General features: G+C 61.8%; 12 protein-coding genes and 1 pseudogene. 2 read left to right on the forward strand and 11 right to left on the reverse strand.

Annotated features, from left to right (window positions below):
• Positions 1-6 precede the first annotated feature (6 nt).
• Together ACWYRN_RS06100 and ACWYRN_RS06105 are read right to left on the reverse strand one after the other, a co-directional pair.
• Entirely contained in the window at positions 7-540 is a 534-nt protein-coding gene (locus ACWYRN_RS06100) for a KdsC family phosphatase (protein WP_229437708.1), read from the reverse strand.
• Positions 540-1562 (reverse strand): KpsF/GutQ family sugar-phosphate isomerase, encoded by a 1023-nt coding sequence (locus ACWYRN_RS06105; protein WP_488691611.1) that lies wholly within the window; start codon positions 1560-1562, stop codon positions 540-542. The genes ACWYRN_RS06100 and ACWYRN_RS06105 overlap by 1 nt, the downstream gene beginning before the upstream one ends.
• Before the next feature lie 84 nt (positions 1563-1646).
• Here ACWYRN_RS06105 and ACWYRN_RS06110 point away from each other — a divergent pair, with 84 nt between their 5' ends.
• The gene (locus tag ACWYRN_RS06110) at positions 1647-3626 is read left to right on the forward strand and encodes a monovalent cation:proton antiporter family protein (protein ID WP_488691612.1); all 1980 of its coding nucleotides are present in this window, start codon (positions 1647-1649) and stop codon (positions 3624-3626) included.
• A gap of 136 nt (positions 3627-3762) precedes the next feature.
• Here ACWYRN_RS06110 and ACWYRN_RS06115 read toward each other — a convergent pair whose 3' ends face one another.
• From ACWYRN_RS06115 to ACWYRN_RS06155, 9 genes and pseudogenes are all read right to left on the reverse strand, one after another.
• Positions 3763-4116 (reverse strand): DUF6404 family protein, encoded by a 354-nt coding sequence (locus ACWYRN_RS06115; protein WP_488691613.1) that lies wholly within the window; start codon positions 4114-4116, stop codon positions 3763-3765.
• 203 nt (positions 4117-4319) lie between these two features.
• A complete protein-coding gene (locus tag ACWYRN_RS06120; RefSeq protein WP_488691614.1) occupies positions 4320-5438 on the reverse strand; it encodes a GGDEF domain-containing protein in 1119 nt (372 codons plus the stop codon).
• A 98-nt stretch (positions 5439-5536) separates the two neighbouring features.
• Positions 5537-6382 (reverse strand): MOSC domain-containing protein, encoded by an 846-nt coding sequence (locus ACWYRN_RS06125; RefSeq protein WP_488691615.1) that lies wholly within the window; start codon positions 6380-6382, stop codon positions 5537-5539.
• Between the two features lie 77 nt (positions 6383-6459).
• A complete protein-coding gene (locus ACWYRN_RS06130; RefSeq protein ID WP_488691616.1) occupies positions 6460-8445 on the reverse strand; it encodes a PhoX family protein in 1986 nt (661 codons plus the stop codon).
• Between the two features lie 281 nt (positions 8446-8726).
• Positions 8727-9418, reverse strand: a pseudogene (locus ACWYRN_RS06135) (ISL3 family transposase).
• Positions 9333-9818, reverse strand: coding sequence for a helix-turn-helix domain-containing protein (locus tag ACWYRN_RS06140; protein WP_488692782.1), 486 nt, complete (start codon positions 9816-9818; stop codon positions 9333-9335). Before ACWYRN_RS06140 ends, ACWYRN_RS06135 begins: the two are co-directional and overlap by 86 nt.
• 264 nt (positions 9819-10082) lie before the next feature.
• Positions 10083-10922 (reverse strand): phosphoadenosine phosphosulfate reductase domain-containing protein, encoded by an 840-nt coding sequence (locus ACWYRN_RS06145; RefSeq protein WP_409268564.1) that lies wholly within the window; start codon positions 10920-10922, stop codon positions 10083-10085.
• On the reverse strand, positions 10915-14220 hold the full coding sequence (locus ACWYRN_RS06150) for an ATP-binding protein (protein ID WP_488691617.1): 3306 nt from the start codon (positions 14218-14220) through the stop codon (positions 10915-10917). The genes ACWYRN_RS06145 and ACWYRN_RS06150 overlap by 8 nt, the downstream gene beginning before the upstream one ends.
• Positions 14213-14740, reverse strand: coding sequence for a DUF4007 family protein (locus tag ACWYRN_RS06155; protein WP_488691618.1), 528 nt, complete (start codon positions 14738-14740; stop codon positions 14213-14215). The genes ACWYRN_RS06150 and ACWYRN_RS06155 overlap by 8 nt, the downstream gene beginning before the upstream one ends.
• 153 nt (positions 14741-14893) lie before the next feature.
• On the opposite strand from ACWYRN_RS06155, the gene ACWYRN_RS06160 reads away from it, so the two are divergent.
• Positions 14894-15733 (forward strand): hypothetical protein, encoded by an 840-nt coding sequence (locus tag ACWYRN_RS06160; RefSeq protein WP_488691619.1) that lies wholly within the window; start codon positions 14894-14896, stop codon positions 15731-15733.
• The last annotated feature ends 20 nt before the right edge of the window (positions 15734-15753 follow it).

A 15753-nucleotide genomic window follows, 5' to 3' on the forward strand; every position in this document is an offset into this window, starting at 1 on the left:
CAGGATTCAGGCGAAATACGGCGCGAGCGCCTGTTCGTAGGTGCCCTGGGCGCGCATCACCAGGTCGCAGACTTCGCGCACGGCGCCGCGCCCACCCGGCGCCTTGGTGACGTAATGCGCGCGGTACTGCACTTCCGGGTGCCCGCTCGGCACGGTGACGGCGAAGCCTACCTTGCTCAGCAGCGGCATGTCGATCACGTCGTCGCCGATGTAGCCGCACTCCTCGGCCGTGACGCCGGTTTGCGCCAGCAGCTCGGCAAAGGCCACGCGCTTGTCGTGGAAGCCCTGCCAGACGTGGTTGATGCCCAGGTCCTTGGCGCGCGCGTTGACGATCGGCGACTTGCGCGCGCTGATGATGGCGGTCTGCACGCCGGTCTTTTGCAGCAGCTGGATGCCCAGGCCGTCCAGGACGTTGAAGGTCTTCGTGACTTCGCCGTCCGGGCCGTAGGTCAGGCTGCCGTCGGTCAGGATGCCGTCGACGTCGAAGATCATGACCTTGATGCGCGCGGCGCGCTGGGTATGTGCGAGAGGAGTCACCATCAGATTACCTTTGCGCGGGTCAGGTCGTGGATGTGCAGGGCGCCGACCAGCTTGCCCTCGCCATCGACCACCAGCATCTGGTTGATGCGGAATTCTTCCATGATCGCCACCGCGTCCACGGCCAGCTGTTCCGGCTGCACAGTGCGCGGGTTGGCATGCATGACGTCGCGGATGACGATGTTCGAGAAGTCCTGCACGCGCTCGATCAGGCGGCGCAAGTCGCCGTCGGTGAACACGCCGATCGGACGCTGTTCGGCATCGACGACCGCGGTCATGCCCATGCCCTTCTGGCTCACTTCCAGCAGGGCCTGGGCCAGCGGCGCGTCAGGCGATACGGCAGGCACGGCCTCGCCGCTGCGCATCACGTCGCGCACGTGGGTCAGCAGGCGCCGGCCGAGGGCGCCGCCCGGGTGCGAGCGTGCGAAGTCTTCTTCGCGGAAGCCACGGGCGTCGAGCAGGGCCACGGCCAGGGCGTCGCCCAGGGCCAGCGTGACGGTGGTGCTGGCGGTGGGCGCCAGGTTCATCGGGCAGGCTTCTTTCGCCACCGAGATGTCGAGGTGCACGTCGCTTAGTTGCGCCAGGCGCGATTGCGGCTTGCCGGTCATGGCGATCAGGGGCGTGCCCATGCGCTTGACGACCGGCAGGATGTCCATCAGCTCCGAGGATTCGCCGGAATTCGAAATGGCGATGAAGACGTCCTGCGCCGTCACCATGCCGAGGTCGCCGTGGGCGGCTTCGCCCGGGTGCACGAACATGGCCGGGGTGCCGGTCGAGGCCAGGGTGGCGGCGATCTTGCGCGCGATATGGCCGGACTTGCCCATGCCCGACACCACCACGCGGCCGGTGCAGGCGTACAGCACGGCCACGGCGCGCACCAGGGAATCGTCGGCGTCGAGGCGGTCGTGCAGGGCCCTGACGGCGTCGGCTTCGATGGCGAGGGTCTCGCGGGCCAGGGCCATTACCCGGCGCGATGCGTTCTCGTCAAAACTGTTCTGCATTGTTTTTTCATCGGTTACACTCATTCCAGAAGTATAAACGAATTGCGTAAGCAAAAAACTTGCCAGACGTATCGAACAACGCACATCGCGACAAAAACATATTTACGCATGGCATCCGGACTCGAACTGACCCTCCTCCTGCTCGGCAGCGCGGTGCTGGGCGTGGTGGCCTTCCGCTCGCTGCACCTGCCGCCCATGCTGGGCTACCTCGCCGTCGGCGTGCTGATCGGCCCGCACGCCCTGGGCCTGGCCGCCGAAACCGCCTCCACCCACGCGCTGGCCGAATTCGGCGTCGTGTTCCTGATGTTCTCGATCGGGCTGGAATTCTCGCTGGCCCAGCTGCGCGCGATGCGGCGCATCGTGTTCGGGCTCGGCATGGCGCAGGTGGTGCTGACGATCGTCGCCGCCATGCTCGGCACCCTGCTGTTCTCGATGTGGATGCCATCGCTGGCCATCAGCTGGCAGGCGTCGTTTGCCCTGGGCGGGGCGCTGGCCATGTCCTCGACCGCCATCGTCGTCAAATTGCTCACCGAGCGCCTGGAACTGGAAAGCGAGCATGGACGGCGCATCATCGGCATCCTGCTGTTCCAGGACCTGGCCGTGGTGCCGCTCCTGATCCTGATTCCCTCGCTGGCCAGGAACCCGGAAGACCTGGCCGCCACCCTGGCCTGGGCCGGCGTGAAGGCGGCGCTGGTGCTGGCGCTGCTGCTGTTCTTCGGCCAGAAGCTGATGCGCAGCTGGTTCACGATCGTGGCCAAGCGCCGTTCGCAGGAGCTGTTCATGCTGAACCTCTTGCTGGTGACCCTGGGTGCGGCCTGGATCACCGAGCGCGCCGGGCTGTCGCTGGCCCTGGGCGCATTCGTCGCCGGCATGCTGATCTCCGAGACCCAGTTCAAGCACCAGGTGGAAGAAGACATCAAGCCTTTCCGCGACGTGCTGCTTGGCCTGTTCTTCATCACCATCGGCATGCTGCTGAATTTGCGGCTGGTGCTGGAGCACTGGTGGCTGGTGCTGGCCTTGCTGGTGCTGCCGGTGCTGTTGAAGTTCGCACTGATCGCATTGCTGGCCAAGCTGTTCGGTTCCTCGGATGGGGTGTCGATGCGCACCGGCCTGGCGCTGGCGCAGGCCGGTGAATTCGGCTTCGTGCTGCTGAACCTCGCCTCGGGCTCGAAGCTGATCGACCCGTTCCTGATGCAGCTGGTGCTGGCCTCGATGGTGCTGTCGATGCTGGTGGCGCCCTTCGTCATCGCCAACTCGGACAAGATCGTGATGAAGATCGCCTCGAACGAATGGATGATGCAGTCGCTGCAGCTCACGCAACTGGCGAGCCGCACGATGGCGGCGCAGAAGCACGTGATCCTGGCCGGCTTCGGGCGCAGCGGGCAAAGCGTGGCGACCTTGCTCAGTGACGAGAAGCTGCCCTGGTATGCGCTGGACCTCGACCCGGAACGGGTGCAGGAAGCGCAGGCGGCGGGGTCGAACGTGTCGTATGGCGATGCAGGGCGGCGCGAAGCCCTGATCGCGGCCGGCATCAACCGCGCCAGTGCATTGGTGATCACCTTTGCCGACACGCGCGCGGCGCTGAAGGTGCTGCACCTGGTGCACGAGCTGGCGCCTTCGCTGCCGGTGATCGTGCGCAGCCATGACGACAGCGACCTGGAGGTGCTGCGCATGGCCGGCGCCACCGAGGTGGTGCCGGAAGCGCTGGAGAGCAGCCTGATGCTGGCCTCGCACGCGCTGGTGGTGGTCGGCGTGCCGCTGCGGCGCGTGGTGCACCGCGTGCAGAGCGCGCGTGACGAACGCTATGCGTCGATGCGCGGCTACTTCCACGGCGCCAGCGACGTCACCGACGATCCTGAGCACATGTACGTGCGCCTGCACTCGGTGGTGCTGGGCGAGGATGCCAAGGCGGCCGGCTGCCGGCTGGGGGAACTCGGGCTCGACGAACTGGGGGCCGAGGTGACCGGCATCCGCCGTGCGCGCATGCGCGTGGAGCCGGCAGCGGAGACGGTGCTGCAGGCAGACGACGTGGTGGTGCTGCGCGGCTCGGCCGATGCGGTGACGCGGGCCGAGGGGCGCTTGCTGTAGGGTGGACGGCTATGCCGTCCACGCGTCGGGTGTTATCGGTTGCGTCATCGTGCGCGATGGATCTTGCCGCTGGCGATAGACGCGTGGGCGGCGCAAGCGGCCTGGATGATCAATCGTGCGGGTAGAGCCGCCCACCCTACGACCCTAACGATTCCCAGCTAGGGAGCGCGTGCTTCTTTTTGCTCCAGGCGTAGACGCTGGCCATCACCAGGCCGTAGGCCAGGCCGCAAATCACGGTGGCCAGCAGGGCCACTGCCGGAGCGGTGCCTTCCTTGCGCCAGTTGAACAGCCACATGATGAGGGCCCAGATGGGACCGAACCAGAGGCCGCAGAAGAAGGTGGTGCGCCAGAAGGTTTCGAAATGCAGGGGCCGCACCTGCATGCCGAGGCGGCGGAACAGGCGGATGTGGGCCGGCTCGGAGCTGGCCTGGGGGATGCCTTTGCGGTTCAGGACGGCAATGGCGCGTTTGCGGCGTTCGTCGAATGTCATGTGGTTTTCGTAGGGTGGGCTCTTGAGCCCACGCGGTCGTACCGTTGCGAGCCGCGAAGCGAATTCAAATCGTTGGCCGGTGACGATACGGTTTCAACCGCTCCGCGTCAATGATCGACATGCGTAAGTAGTACCGCGTGGGCTCAAGAGCCCACCCTACGTGAAAGAAGATTTCACGATTGCAAGCCCGGTGAAATGTTATTTCAGGCCGCAGTGACCACGCAGTTGCGCCCGGATTCCTTGGCTTGGTACAGCGCCACATCCGCCTGCCCCACCAGTTGCTGGGCCACGCTTTCGATCGGGTGCTCGCGGTCGGCATCTTCCAGGGCGGCCACGCCGATCGATACCGACACGTCGAGCAGCACGCCGTCGGCCAGGTCGACTGGCGTGCCGGCCACGCTGGAGCGGATGCGTTCGGCCACGAGCGCGGCGGCCGGCAGGTTGGCGTCGACTAGCAGCACCACGAATTCCTCGCCGCCGTAGCGCGCCAGCGCGTCGGACAGGCGCAGTTCGGTCTTGATGCGGGTGGCGACTTCGCGCAGGACCTCGTCGCCGGCCTGGTGTCCAACCTTGTCGTTGACAAGCTTGAAAAAATCGACGTCGATGAACATGCACGACACCGCATACTCCTGGCGCCGCGCGCGGGCGATCTCTTCCAGCAGGCGCCGGTCGATGTAGCGGCGGTTGTAGACGCCGGTCAGCGGGTCGGTCAGGCCGATGTACTTCAGCATCTCGTTGCTGATCACGTTTTCCAGGCAGATGGCGATGATCGAGGCCATGTGCTCGATGAAGTCGGTCGCCATGCTCGCCGTGAAGCGTTGCGGGTCGCGGCTGCCCAGGTTCAGGCTGCCGATCAGGCGCTTGTTGCGCAGCAGCGGCACGCGCGCCACGCTGGCCAGCCTGCCGCCAGCGTGCGGGAACATGCTGCGGTGCTGCGCCGTGTCGAAGGGGCCAAGGCGCGGGCGCGGCGCGGCGCCGTCGATGTGCTGGAAGCCGAGTTCCACCGCATGCTCGACGAACAGCAGATCGGTCAGCGGCTCGAAGTCCACGCCCAGCTTGTGCATCACGGTGTAGATGTCGGCGTCGGCGTCGAGCAGCGCCAGCGTTACCGCGTCGAGTTCGGAAATCACGGGCAGCAGGCGGAAGATGGTGCCTACCAGCTCCTGGAAGGTCGAGGCGCCGACGATTTCGAGGTCGAAGGCCTGGTGCCGGCACATGATGTCGTGGTTACGCTCGGCCTGTTCGACCAGGTAGGCCATGTGCGCGCGCAGGGCTTCGTTTTCGGCAATCAGGTCGCGCGGCGTCGCGTCCGGCAGGTGCATGACATTCCTTTCAGCAATAGCCGTTACATTACGCGATACGTGCCCGCTTGAAAACGAAAAACCGGCGATTCCCCTTCGGCGCCGCCGGTTGCGCGGCCTTAAAACGACAAAGCGATGTCGAGCTCCTGGCCAACCCGCAGCAGGCCGCCCTCGCCGTCCGCCACGATGCAGTTCATGCCGACGCAGACGGCGCCGTCGAGAATCGCCTTGCTGCGCCAGGATTGCAGGATGTCGAGCGGGTCCGGGCCGGGGATGCCGGTGGCCTGGTCGACCGCCGGGATCGGGCAGCGCGCGCAGGGTTTCACCGGCTTGACCAGCACGTCGCCGGCACGCAGCGACTCGGTGTAATCCTCCTCGAAGGGGTCGGTGCCGTCGACCACCAGGTTCGGGCGGAAGCGGTCCATCGGCAAGGCGGCGCGCCCGGCGGCCAGCATGCGCGCATTGATCTCTTCGAGGGCGGAACTGCCGATCAGCAGCAGCGGGTAGGCGTCGGCAAAACGCGCGCTCGAGGCCGCGCCGCCGGTCCATGTGGTGCTGGTCGGACGGTCCAGGCCGGGCAGGAAGCGCACCAGGCGGCAGGCGCCGCCCAGCGTTTGCTGGAACCAGCTTGCCGCCGCGTCGCCGCAGTCGGCGGCGTCGACCACATCGTCCCAGATCTGCACGCGCAGGGTGAGCGCAGCGGCTTGCCGGGCCAGCGGCAGCTGCAGCGGCGGCATGCCGGGGGCGGTGACCACCAGCGTCGCCCCCTCGACGCGCGGGACAACCGTGGCCATGCGCGGATACTCGCGCTGGGTCAGGAACTGGCCATCGGGCGTGACCAGCATCCACTCGCGGTCGTGCACGCCTTGCGCGGACAAGCCGGAGACGCCGGCTGCCGCCTCCTTTACCGCCATGCCGGCGCAGGACTTGATCGGATACAGGATGAGCTGGGAAAGGATGGCCATGTGCCGCGTCGGTGCGCCTGCGCGCCTGTCAATGAGAAGGCCGACAGTATCGCACCGAATGCAGCATCGGTCACTGCTCAGGCGGCGGGCTTGGCCATGCGCATCTGGCCGGAATCGGCCGTCAGGTAGCCGACCGCGGAGCCGAACTTGTCCTTGTAGTTGGCGCGCAGCAGCGGGTCGAGCGTGGTCTTGACCACGTTGTGGATGCCGCCCCAGTCGCCCGCGTGCTGGAAGTTGCTCATGATGTAGGTCCAGCCGTTGATGTCGTCGACCGCGTGCAGGCCGGTCGATTCGCCGCCGGCCGGGATCGACATGATGCGGGTGAGCTGGCGCGAGTCGACGTTGTAGGCCCACAGGAAGTTGTTGACGTGCTGGCCGCTGTCTTCGCCGATGAACAGGGTGCGCATTTTTTCCGAGAACTTCAGGTTGTCCGGGTTGGCGATGCGATTCGGGTTGCCGGTGTTGCCGAGGGCGTCGGCGGCGATGTCTTCGCCCGCCAGCAGGGCCTTGATATCGACCGGCATCCATTCGCTGGCAATCGCCGCGCCGCCCAGGTCCTTCTGGCCGCCCTTCAGGTTCAGCGCCATCACCGCGCCGGCATTCAGCGCCTTCGGGATCGATACGCCGTTGCCCGGCACGTTCAGGCGCTCGCCGGCCACCATCGAGGACTGGCAGTTCTGCAGGGCCGAGTAGGCAATCTTGTCGCGCGCGTTGACGGTCGTGCCTTCCATCTTGGTAAAGCCCATCGAGGCGCCGACGAACGAGGCATAGCGGTGGGTTTCGAGGAAGGCGGCGGCCTTTTCCATGCCCGGCACCAGCTTGATCCATTCGATGGCGCCGTTTGCGGTCACCTTCTTGTACGAGGCGTCCTGCGGGTCGCTCGTGCGCACGTCCATGATGTCGGTAGGCTTCAGGGACATGGCCAGCTGGCGGATCTCGGCGCTGGTGGCCGAGCCGAGCTTGATCCAGGTGAGCGGCGCGGCGGTGGCGGCGGCCGGGTCGATCGAGAAGCCGGCGCCGACCTTGGCCACGTACAGGGTGCCCGACGACAGGTCTTTTTCCTTGTCGGCGACGAACACGAAGTAGCCGCTGTTGGTGGCGTCGTCGCCCATCAGCACGGTGCGCTGGTCCGGCATCACCTGCACCAGCTCGTGCGAGATGCGGCCCATGCAGTAGTGCTTTTTGATCGAGGCGGTGCCGTCCGGGTTGACGGTCACTTCCGGCATGTGGCCGTAGTGGTAAGGGTTGGCGGTGGTCTCGCTGCCGTACAGGTTCTTGCTGAAGGCCCTGAACTGGGCGTCGGTGGCGGCGGTAAAGGCGTTCGGCTCGTACTCTTCGCTCGACAGGTGGGTGCCCCATGGCGACAGGCTGGCGCCGCAGGTGATCCACAGTCCTTCGACGCTGGAAGTGTCGACGTTGTGGTATTTCACGAGCGTGAGTTTACCGGTGCTCTGGTCCTGGTCCAGGGTCAGCACGGCGATCGGCGACGGCAGGCGGCCATACATGCTGGTGCGGCCATCCTGGGCGTAGGTGGCGTACTCGAACTGCACTACGGCGAACACGGGTTTGCCCTTCACGCCCGGCACGCTGGCGTTCGGCACGGTCAGCAGCGAGGTGCCATCCGGCGAATCCGAGAAGAACTGGCGCTCCTTGCCGGCGACGGTGGTGTCGATGATCGGCTGGTTGCGGATGTTGTAGTAGCCGCCGGCCAGCACCGTGCCGCCGGCGCCGTTCGGGACCATGTCGCCGGTGATGAAGAAAGGCTTGTACGACAGCTTGAAGTCCATCTTGCTGGTGTCGCTGAAGTTGACCGTCATGGTCGAGCCGACCGAGGTGGTGGCCATGGCGGCGGCATCGGCCAGGGTCGGGGCGGCCATGCCGCTGAACGAGACGCTGGCGAAGGTGGCGACCGACGACGGCGGGTTGGCGCCGTACACGTCGTCGTTGTCGCCGCCGCAGCCGGCCAACAGCGAGGTGGCGGCGAAACCGCTCAGGGGCAGCATGGGCGCGGCGCCGAGCAGGCGCAGCAGGCGGCGGCGGGACAGTTCAGGGGTCGAGGTCATGCGTCATCTCCAGTGGTGTGGGCACGGCGAGTGCCGTGCTGATGGAGGCGCAGAATAGAGGAGCTGTGTTTCGTGTTGATGACAGGCCGATATGATTTGCAGCCGAAGAGAGGCAGGCCTGCACAGCTCTGCCGGCAAGGCAGGTATGCGTGCTCCTTCGGTATCGATGTCGACAGGAGAAAAGTACGTACCAGACGATATGCTACTATTCACGCCAACACGGCCCCTCTCGGTAACTCTGCTCTCGCAGGGAAACTGCTGAGGGGTTTTTTATTGGTTCTTCACGGATTTCCTGGAAACGCGGCTTTGATCTTGAGGAAGAAGAAGTCGCTTTCCCGGTAGCCGTAGGCCATGCGCTTCATCACCTTGATACGGTTGTTGATGCCTTCGAGCTGGCCTGTATGCATCGGCCAGCGCAGCCGTGCTGCGATGCCTCGCCAGTAAGGCTTGAGCTTTGCAGCAAACTTCTTTAACGGTTCGATTCCACTGTCGCGCGGCATCTGGAGCCAGTTGCGCCAGGCAAGAAGCCACTGCCAGCCGCCAGATGTCTGCCAGAGCTCCTTGAGTGCCGTCTTCATCACGTACACCGTCATCAAGGCCTGATTGGCAGCGAGCAGCTCGTCCATATTCGCCTGCTGGGCCGGCGGGACGTTTCCCTGTTGCGCAGCAACAGCCAGCGAGAGCGCTTGACGACCTGACGCTGGCGACGATCGTCCCGCAGGCGGTTTGCCTCGTCGACGCGTACCCAGTCGATCACCTCGCGGCCATATTTGGCAATGACGTGGAACAGGTCGTAGACGACGCGTGCCTTCGGACATTGCTGCTGAACCTCCAGGTCGAAGGCGGTGTTCATGTCCATGTCGACGGCTTCGATGTTGGCGCAGCGATCAGGGCAGAGCCATTCGAAGAACGGACGGATGGCCTCGCGGCTGCGGCCTTCGCCGAACCCATAGTACCTGTCGGCTGTCTGCATCGAGCACGACGGTGGCGTAACGATGGCCCTTGAACAGCGCAAACTCGTCCATGACAAGCCTCGTTGGTTGCGCTGTGGGCAAAGCGGCCAGTTGACGTTCCAGCCTGGCACGCTCGATATTGCGTACCGTCTCCCAGTGCAGTTGCGCCAGTTTGCATACATGGGCAACCGGCAGCTTCTCGCACCACAAGCCCACAAACTTGGCCAGGGAGCGGGTGATCCGGGCATGGCGATCCAGCCAAACCACGCGCTCGGTTCGGGTGCCGCATTGACCGCAGCGAAGACGCCTGAGCGGCACCCGTAGCCAGACCGGGGAGCCGAACATCGGCATCTCACGAACCACGCGGATACCGGTTTCGTGGACCTGGTGGCAGTGATGACCACAGCCGCCGCATACCATCGGCGCCGATGGGCAGCGCCGCAGATCAATCCAAACTGCGCCTGGGCGGCGCTCCAATTGATGCAATGAAGCCTTCCCAGAACGGGAGCTCAAAATTATGATTCGTCATGAAAGCGGTGAGTCGAGTCAGCTTTGTTGGTCGCACAACAAGTCTAGCTCTTCTTCACCGCTCTCTTGTTTTTTAGCTTTGCTTCCTGCTAATCCGTGAAGAACCTAAAAGGGGGACGAGTCCCCCTTTAGGTTGGCGAAACGTCTACTGCCCTGCTACTTGTGGCAGATGTTGCACGATCCGCCGCCCTCGTCCTCGCCATACAAATCATCGATGTCGATCGGTTCGTCCCACTGACGTAAAGGATTGACGGGACGACGCGCCTTTTCACGTTCCAGGCGAACCTCATAGTCCGTTTTGATCTGGATGACGCGTTCGGGCTTTTCGAGCTCGGTCAATGCCTCGCCTTGCGTCCACGTAAATGGTGAACCGCTGTCCAGAGCGGTCTTCTCGTAGCTCTTCGCCTCCTCATACGCCTCAGGGTGAAGTTCACGCAGGCGCACCCACTCAATCTTTTGCTGGAAGAAGCAGAAAGTGCAACCAGAGCGGCTCCGCCAATCATAGTACTTGGGCATGCCCACGCCGGACGACTCGAGGATCTCGATGACGCCTGCTTTGTCGATTCCCGCTTCACGGAACGGCAACAGCACTTTCAAATTGGCTTGCTTTGCCGAGTACCCTTCCCGATAGTCCTCATCCGAGCGGATGGCGACATATGAAAAGACCTTATCGCCGGCAGCAAGCATGGGCTTGATGTACTGTTCGAAAGGTGCGAGCTTTAATTGGCGGGTACACCATCGAGTCTGCGGCGACGGCAAAAAGTTGCCATATTCACGCAGCCAAAAATCGAAGTCGCGCCGCGGATTCAGTCGCAGGATCGGCTGACCGAGATACCCTTCCAAGCGCCCTAAAAACTCATAGACTTCCGGCAGTTCTTTGCCAGTGTCTGTAAAAAAATACTCGAAATCGATTTCGGGCATGGTTTGCCGAACGTACACAGCCAGCGCCGCACTGTCTCGACCACCTGACAACCCTAGAACATGTCGTTCAGCCATTCTTTGCTTCCTTCTCATACAACGCAGCGCTTGCCTTCGCCAACGCCGCGAACAACAAGTCGCCCTTCAGGCCGAGACGTTCAAGTTGCTCTAATACATTGTTTGCCGCGTCTTGCACGACTTGCTTATCGCGACGTGCAAGCTCGAAGCTCTTTGTGATCACTTGCGACGTGCCACCAGTGCCTACCACAACCGAAATCGCTTCACGCCCGAGGCCAGCGCCCTGCACATTGATGAGCGCCTCGGCTTTGCGGAACGCCAATGCCAAGTCGGATACGGCAAGCAGTGCGCTGTCGACATCGAGGTCCGTCCAATCACGTGGAGGTTTGTTCGCTGCTAAGCTCAGAATCCCTTCGATCGCCTCCAGCGAGCCGTCCCGCTTCATCAAGCGCGATGCAAAACTTTGGAGACGAAGATCTGCGCCGAGCTTGGAAACTGGCTCCGCACGTTCACGCAATTCCAAGTCCGCACCTTCGCTTGTATCAAGCGACTCGGCCATTGCCTTATCCACCCGCTGGAGCATCTGAGGATAGGCATCGAGCAACTCCTTTAACAAGGGCTTGATCACCGGACCGACCTCAGTCATTGGAACACCAAGCGTCGTCGGCAGATCAATCATCAAGAGACGATTCGGATCACTTGCGCGCAGCAGAATATCGCGCACTGACTTCGCTTGCTTCGACACATTTTGGGTGCGTTTGGCCCAAACCGGCAGAGTAAACACCAGTTTTACGAGGCCACGTGAAATGTCGAGCGGCGAGTGTCCAGCCGGTGGGAAACCACAAGCCTGCAGCGTAGCCGCGATCGACTCAAGAGCGATGATGTGGTTACTATCCTTGTCTACCCAGCGCAGATTGAAACGGCGCGCATCTTGCAGAAGCTCGTCCGCATCGACATCGGTCAATTTCGGCTCAAACATGCCATCACGGTAGACGGCGATGTGTTCCGAATGCGTCAGCGCAAACGCAAGCAGTAAGACAGGCATCAAGCCCGGTTTTACACCATACGGTGCTCGGCCCCAATTAGCATAGATCTCAGTAGCAGTGGCCCCCTTGGCACCGCCATCAACGATGGCCTGTTTAGTCGCTTCCCAAAGCGTCGACATGCGCGCTTTATCGTTTGGCAGGGGCGCTTTGAAACCCCACGCGTTCTCACCAATTTCGCCATGCAGTCCCGGTTCAGACAAGACGGTCTCGTATAAACCGCGCTCAGCTGGGAAGCCTTCGATGTCTAGGTGTTGTTGATCGCCATTGTTGACCATCCGGTGCATCAAGTCGCGACGTGCTTTAACACTATTCGTGGACAACACATCGCGGTTGATCAGTTCACTCCAAACATTCGGACACTCTTCAAAACGTGTGTCAGCCATGTCCGAAGCCAAGGCAGCAAGACTCTTCACCTTTTCGGCATTGTCACCAACCACCCAGTGGGCTTTGGCAACCGCTTCGCGTAACGACTCTTCCAGCGCGCCTTTGACCGCCAACAGCCGCGCCGCTACTTCGCGTCTTGCCACCGAGTCGCCATCGAGCTCCGGACTTGTTTCTTCGACGATGCGCAGCGATACCAGTTCTGCGCCCAGGTCAGCAACAAGCTGGTAGTTGGGTGGAACACCAAACACGACCGTTTTGTCTTCGTCTCGCTCCAATGCGGAGAGCTTCGCGATCACGTCTTGCTGGACCGATTGACGGTCGGGTAGCACCAACGCGAAACGCCCGAACTCACCGCCCTCGGCGGTATAACTATCGGCCAGGCGCTCGGCCTCTTGTAGGGTATGCAGGGATACACGCATCCACCGGAACGTACCCGTCTCGTGGTAGTGGCGTTTAGCGACGACTGGATGCAGATTTGCCATCCCAGTGAGAGTCGCAGTGTCGACGCCAGCGAAGGTCGCGCGCGCCTTCGCCACGGCTTGATCGATATCGAAGTCGCTGCCTTCGAACACCGTCCACGACGAGATGTGCTTTCTAAATACCGCAACCCGCCAATGGCTCAGTTTTTCAAGTGCTGCGAGTACTTTTTTCTCGGGCGTGCCTGGGATAGCGGTGCGCAGTACATCATCGGTTGCTAACAAACCGGACGTGCCACGGAAGATATCGACCAAAGCGAGCACCTTAGCCAGCGCCAGCTCAACAGCGTCGGCCCCCTTCGCCTCAGCGCGCTCAACCGACTCCACGGCCTGCGCCCAGCGATGGCCATCCGGCGACGCTAAAATTGCTTGCTCGAGGTTGGCTCGCAGATAATCCCAATATCGATCCGGCCCGTAGGCAGCCTGCCCATCCCAGGCCTGCAGGAAATCTTGGAAACCATGTGGTTCAAGCGAGGACAGGAAGCCGAATACACTGCGCTCATTTTGGCCAAATTGGCGACGAGATGCGGGGCCGAGCAGAGCAGCCGTAATCGGATGCAGCGGCCAACATTGGTCGAGCAGCTCCGCCATGCTCTCACCAACACTAGGGCGGCGATTCGCAATCGCTGCCCCGATAGTGCGAGCGGTATCAACGCTCTGTGGATGCTTGATGTCGCACTCGATCGCGTTACCGATCAGCTGGACCACCTCGTCACCGGTGGCAACGAACGAAATGTCCCCGTACCGCCCCTGGATTTTCGCCCACTCCTCGCGCGCTTCAATGCCCAAACGCGAAGCGTACTGACGGAACGACTGGTGCAATAAGCCGACAATGACGAGCTTGCCTTTGCAGTGCCCCGCCTTCTCTGCGAGGTCCTGGAAGAAATGAATATCCTCACCACCGGCTGCGGCCGCTTCCAAGAATTTGCCCATCTCATCCACGAGCAGGAGCACGCCATCAAAACGCGCTCCTTCAGCGATAGCCACGAGGTCCGTCGTCACTTGGCTCGCATCGTGGGCCTTGGAACGAGGAAGTGCCTTGTCCAAGCCTTTCGCGACCTCAACGGCAATGCTGCCGCGTTTACCGACGACGGGAAGAACGAGCCATCCTTTAGAAGAGACTGGAAAAGCCTTTGCAAATCCCTGTACTTTATCGGCAAGAATGTCGGTAGCGCGTGCACATACCTCACTATCGGTCGATAATGCAGATGCTAGGACCACGGCTAAGGACGACTTACCGCCGCCGTACGGTCCAGTCCAGGTGAACGCGCGATCTTTAGAACCATTGACCTGCCGGCACATAATCGACAGCGCGTTACAAGCGGTGTCAGTCAACACATAACCGTCGAGGGCCTCCGCACGTCCAATATCCGCATCGATGCGGACAGAGCGGCGATAATGACGGGCGATCTGCACTGCTTGGCCCATTTGTATTTCCGCCGCCTTATTCATACGACTTCTCCATCATAGCCCGCTTGAAATTGCCGACATCGAGTTCGCCGCGATAGATCTGACGCAGTCCCGAAGTATCAGACCACTTCAACTTACTCTCAGTCAGACTCGACAGTGCAAAAAGGCGTTCTGCGGTCGACTCTTCATCTAATTTAAACACCCTTCCAGGTGACCCCAGTCCATAAGCAATGGACTCAAAGGTCAACGAGGTTTCGCCGGGGTGATAGCGATCCCAAAAATCCAAGAGAGCCCAGGCGAAGAATGCATCGGTGAGCGACGTTTTCGGACCGCGGCGGAACGAATACACGCCTTTACGCTCTTCTTGGATGAGACCGAGTTCTGCCAGCATTGGCTCGGCTGCCTCTTCGACGGAACTCGATGCAGAACGTGGCGCATAACCGCGTACGCAGGTTTCAAGGTCGCGAGCGAGCGTTGCTTGGGAAAGCTTTTTTCCAGCCGAGATCGACTGCGCGAACACCGAGCTAAAAGAGTTCGCACAGATCTTGGCGGAACTATCCACAAGCCGTTCTCGCGATGAGTGGGTAATGGAGCTTAGTAAGCTCAATAAGGGAGAGTGCTGGGCAATCGGCCCTCATCGCATCATCGAAGGTAAACCGATGCGTAGAGAGCCCGTGAAACTCAAAATTACTTCTCTCGACGCACGATAACGAATATGACGCAACAACCAATCCAGGGTCTCCCGCCAAGCTTTCACGAGACATTCTTTCCGGATAGGCGACACCTGTCGGCGCTACTGAAACTGGCGAAAAGCGGCTACGAGGGCACGATCGACGCAATTTCCGCCGATACAGGCATCCCCACGGGAAAAAGTTCGGGAAAGGTCCTGCCGCATCTGAAATATGCGCACGCTATGGGCATTACGACAACGGCCGCCGTTCGCGATGGCGTGTGCACGCTTCAACTCGCCCCGTTGGGGCGTCTGTTTGCTGTCGAAGATCCGTTGCTGCATGAGCCCCTTACTCAACTCATTCTGCACCTGATGCTGTCACGGTCTCTTGGAGGCGCAAGCGCCTGGCACGTTTTCTTTGGGCGCTCTCGATTGGCGCTCGGACGCACTAGTACCGTCGAGGCAGCGACGAGCTTTCTCATACAAGAGCTCGGCAACAGCTCATCCCTGCCCGGCCCCCTATTTTCGACTTACCGCGAGGAAGCGAGCTTGGCGCGAACGGGCATGCTAACAGTCGACAAGGACGTGATCTCGCGCGGCTCCTTGCCGACGCCTCAGGAATTCTATTGGGCATATGCCTATTGCTGGCTGACGTACTGGGAACAGACCGCGCCCGGCGTTCAACAGTTGCCGCTTACTGAGCTGGAGACCGTTTCTAGATTCTTTGAAGGCAGTGGTTGGGCTGATCAAGCAATCGATGATTTCTTGGCGTGGACAACGGCACAAGGTATCACACGAGTCGATCGACAAACGGGAACGCCGCTAGTTATGAAAATTAAGCGTAGCGACGAACTGACTGCGCGAATCTACAGCGAACTACTGTAGAGACAACAATTAGTCACTAG

This window comes from Massilia sp. BAP21, from assembly GCF_057801335.1.

Excerpts from the sequence above, each read along its gene's own strand:
- ACWYRN_RS06100 (WP_229437708.1), bottom strand. The coding sequence starts at position 540 with ATGGTGACTCCTCTCGCACATACCCAGCGCGCCGCGCGCATCAAGGTC.
- ACWYRN_RS06105 (WP_488691611.1), bottom strand. The coding sequence starts at position 1,562 with ATGAGTGTAACCGATGAAAAAACAATGCAGAACAGTTTTGACGAGAAC.
- ACWYRN_RS06110 (WP_488691612.1), top strand. The coding sequence starts at position 1,647 with ATGGCATCCGGACTCGAACTGACCCTCCTCCTGCTCGGCAGCGCGGTG.
- ACWYRN_RS06115 (WP_488691613.1), bottom strand. The coding sequence starts at position 4,116 with ATGACATTCGACGAACGCCGCAAACGCGCCATTGCCGTCCTGAACCGC.
- ACWYRN_RS06120 (WP_488691614.1), bottom strand. The coding sequence starts at position 5,438 with ATGCACCTGCCGGACGCGACGCCGCGCGACCTGATTGCCGAAAACGAA.
- ACWYRN_RS06125 (WP_488691615.1), bottom strand. The coding sequence starts at position 6,382 with ATGGCCATCCTTTCCCAGCTCATCCTGTATCCGATCAAGTCCTGCGCC.
- ACWYRN_RS06130 (WP_488691616.1), bottom strand. The coding sequence starts at position 8,445 with ATGACCTCGACCCCTGAACTGTCCCGCCGCCGCCTGCTGCGCCTGCTC.
- ACWYRN_RS06140 (WP_488692782.1), bottom strand. The coding sequence starts at position 9,818 with ATGGTATGCGGCGGCTGTGGTCATCACTGCCACCAGGTCCACGAAACC.
- ACWYRN_RS06145 (WP_409268564.1), bottom strand. The coding sequence starts at position 10,922 with ATGGCTGAACGACATGTTCTAGGGTTGTCAGGTGGTCGAGACAGTGCG.
- ACWYRN_RS06150 (WP_488691617.1), bottom strand. The coding sequence starts at position 14,220 with ATGAATAAGGCGGCGGAAATACAAATGGGCCAAGCAGTGCAGATCGCC.
- ACWYRN_RS06160 (WP_488691619.1), top strand. The coding sequence starts at position 14,894 with ATGACGCAACAACCAATCCAGGGTCTCCCGCCAAGCTTTCACGAGACA.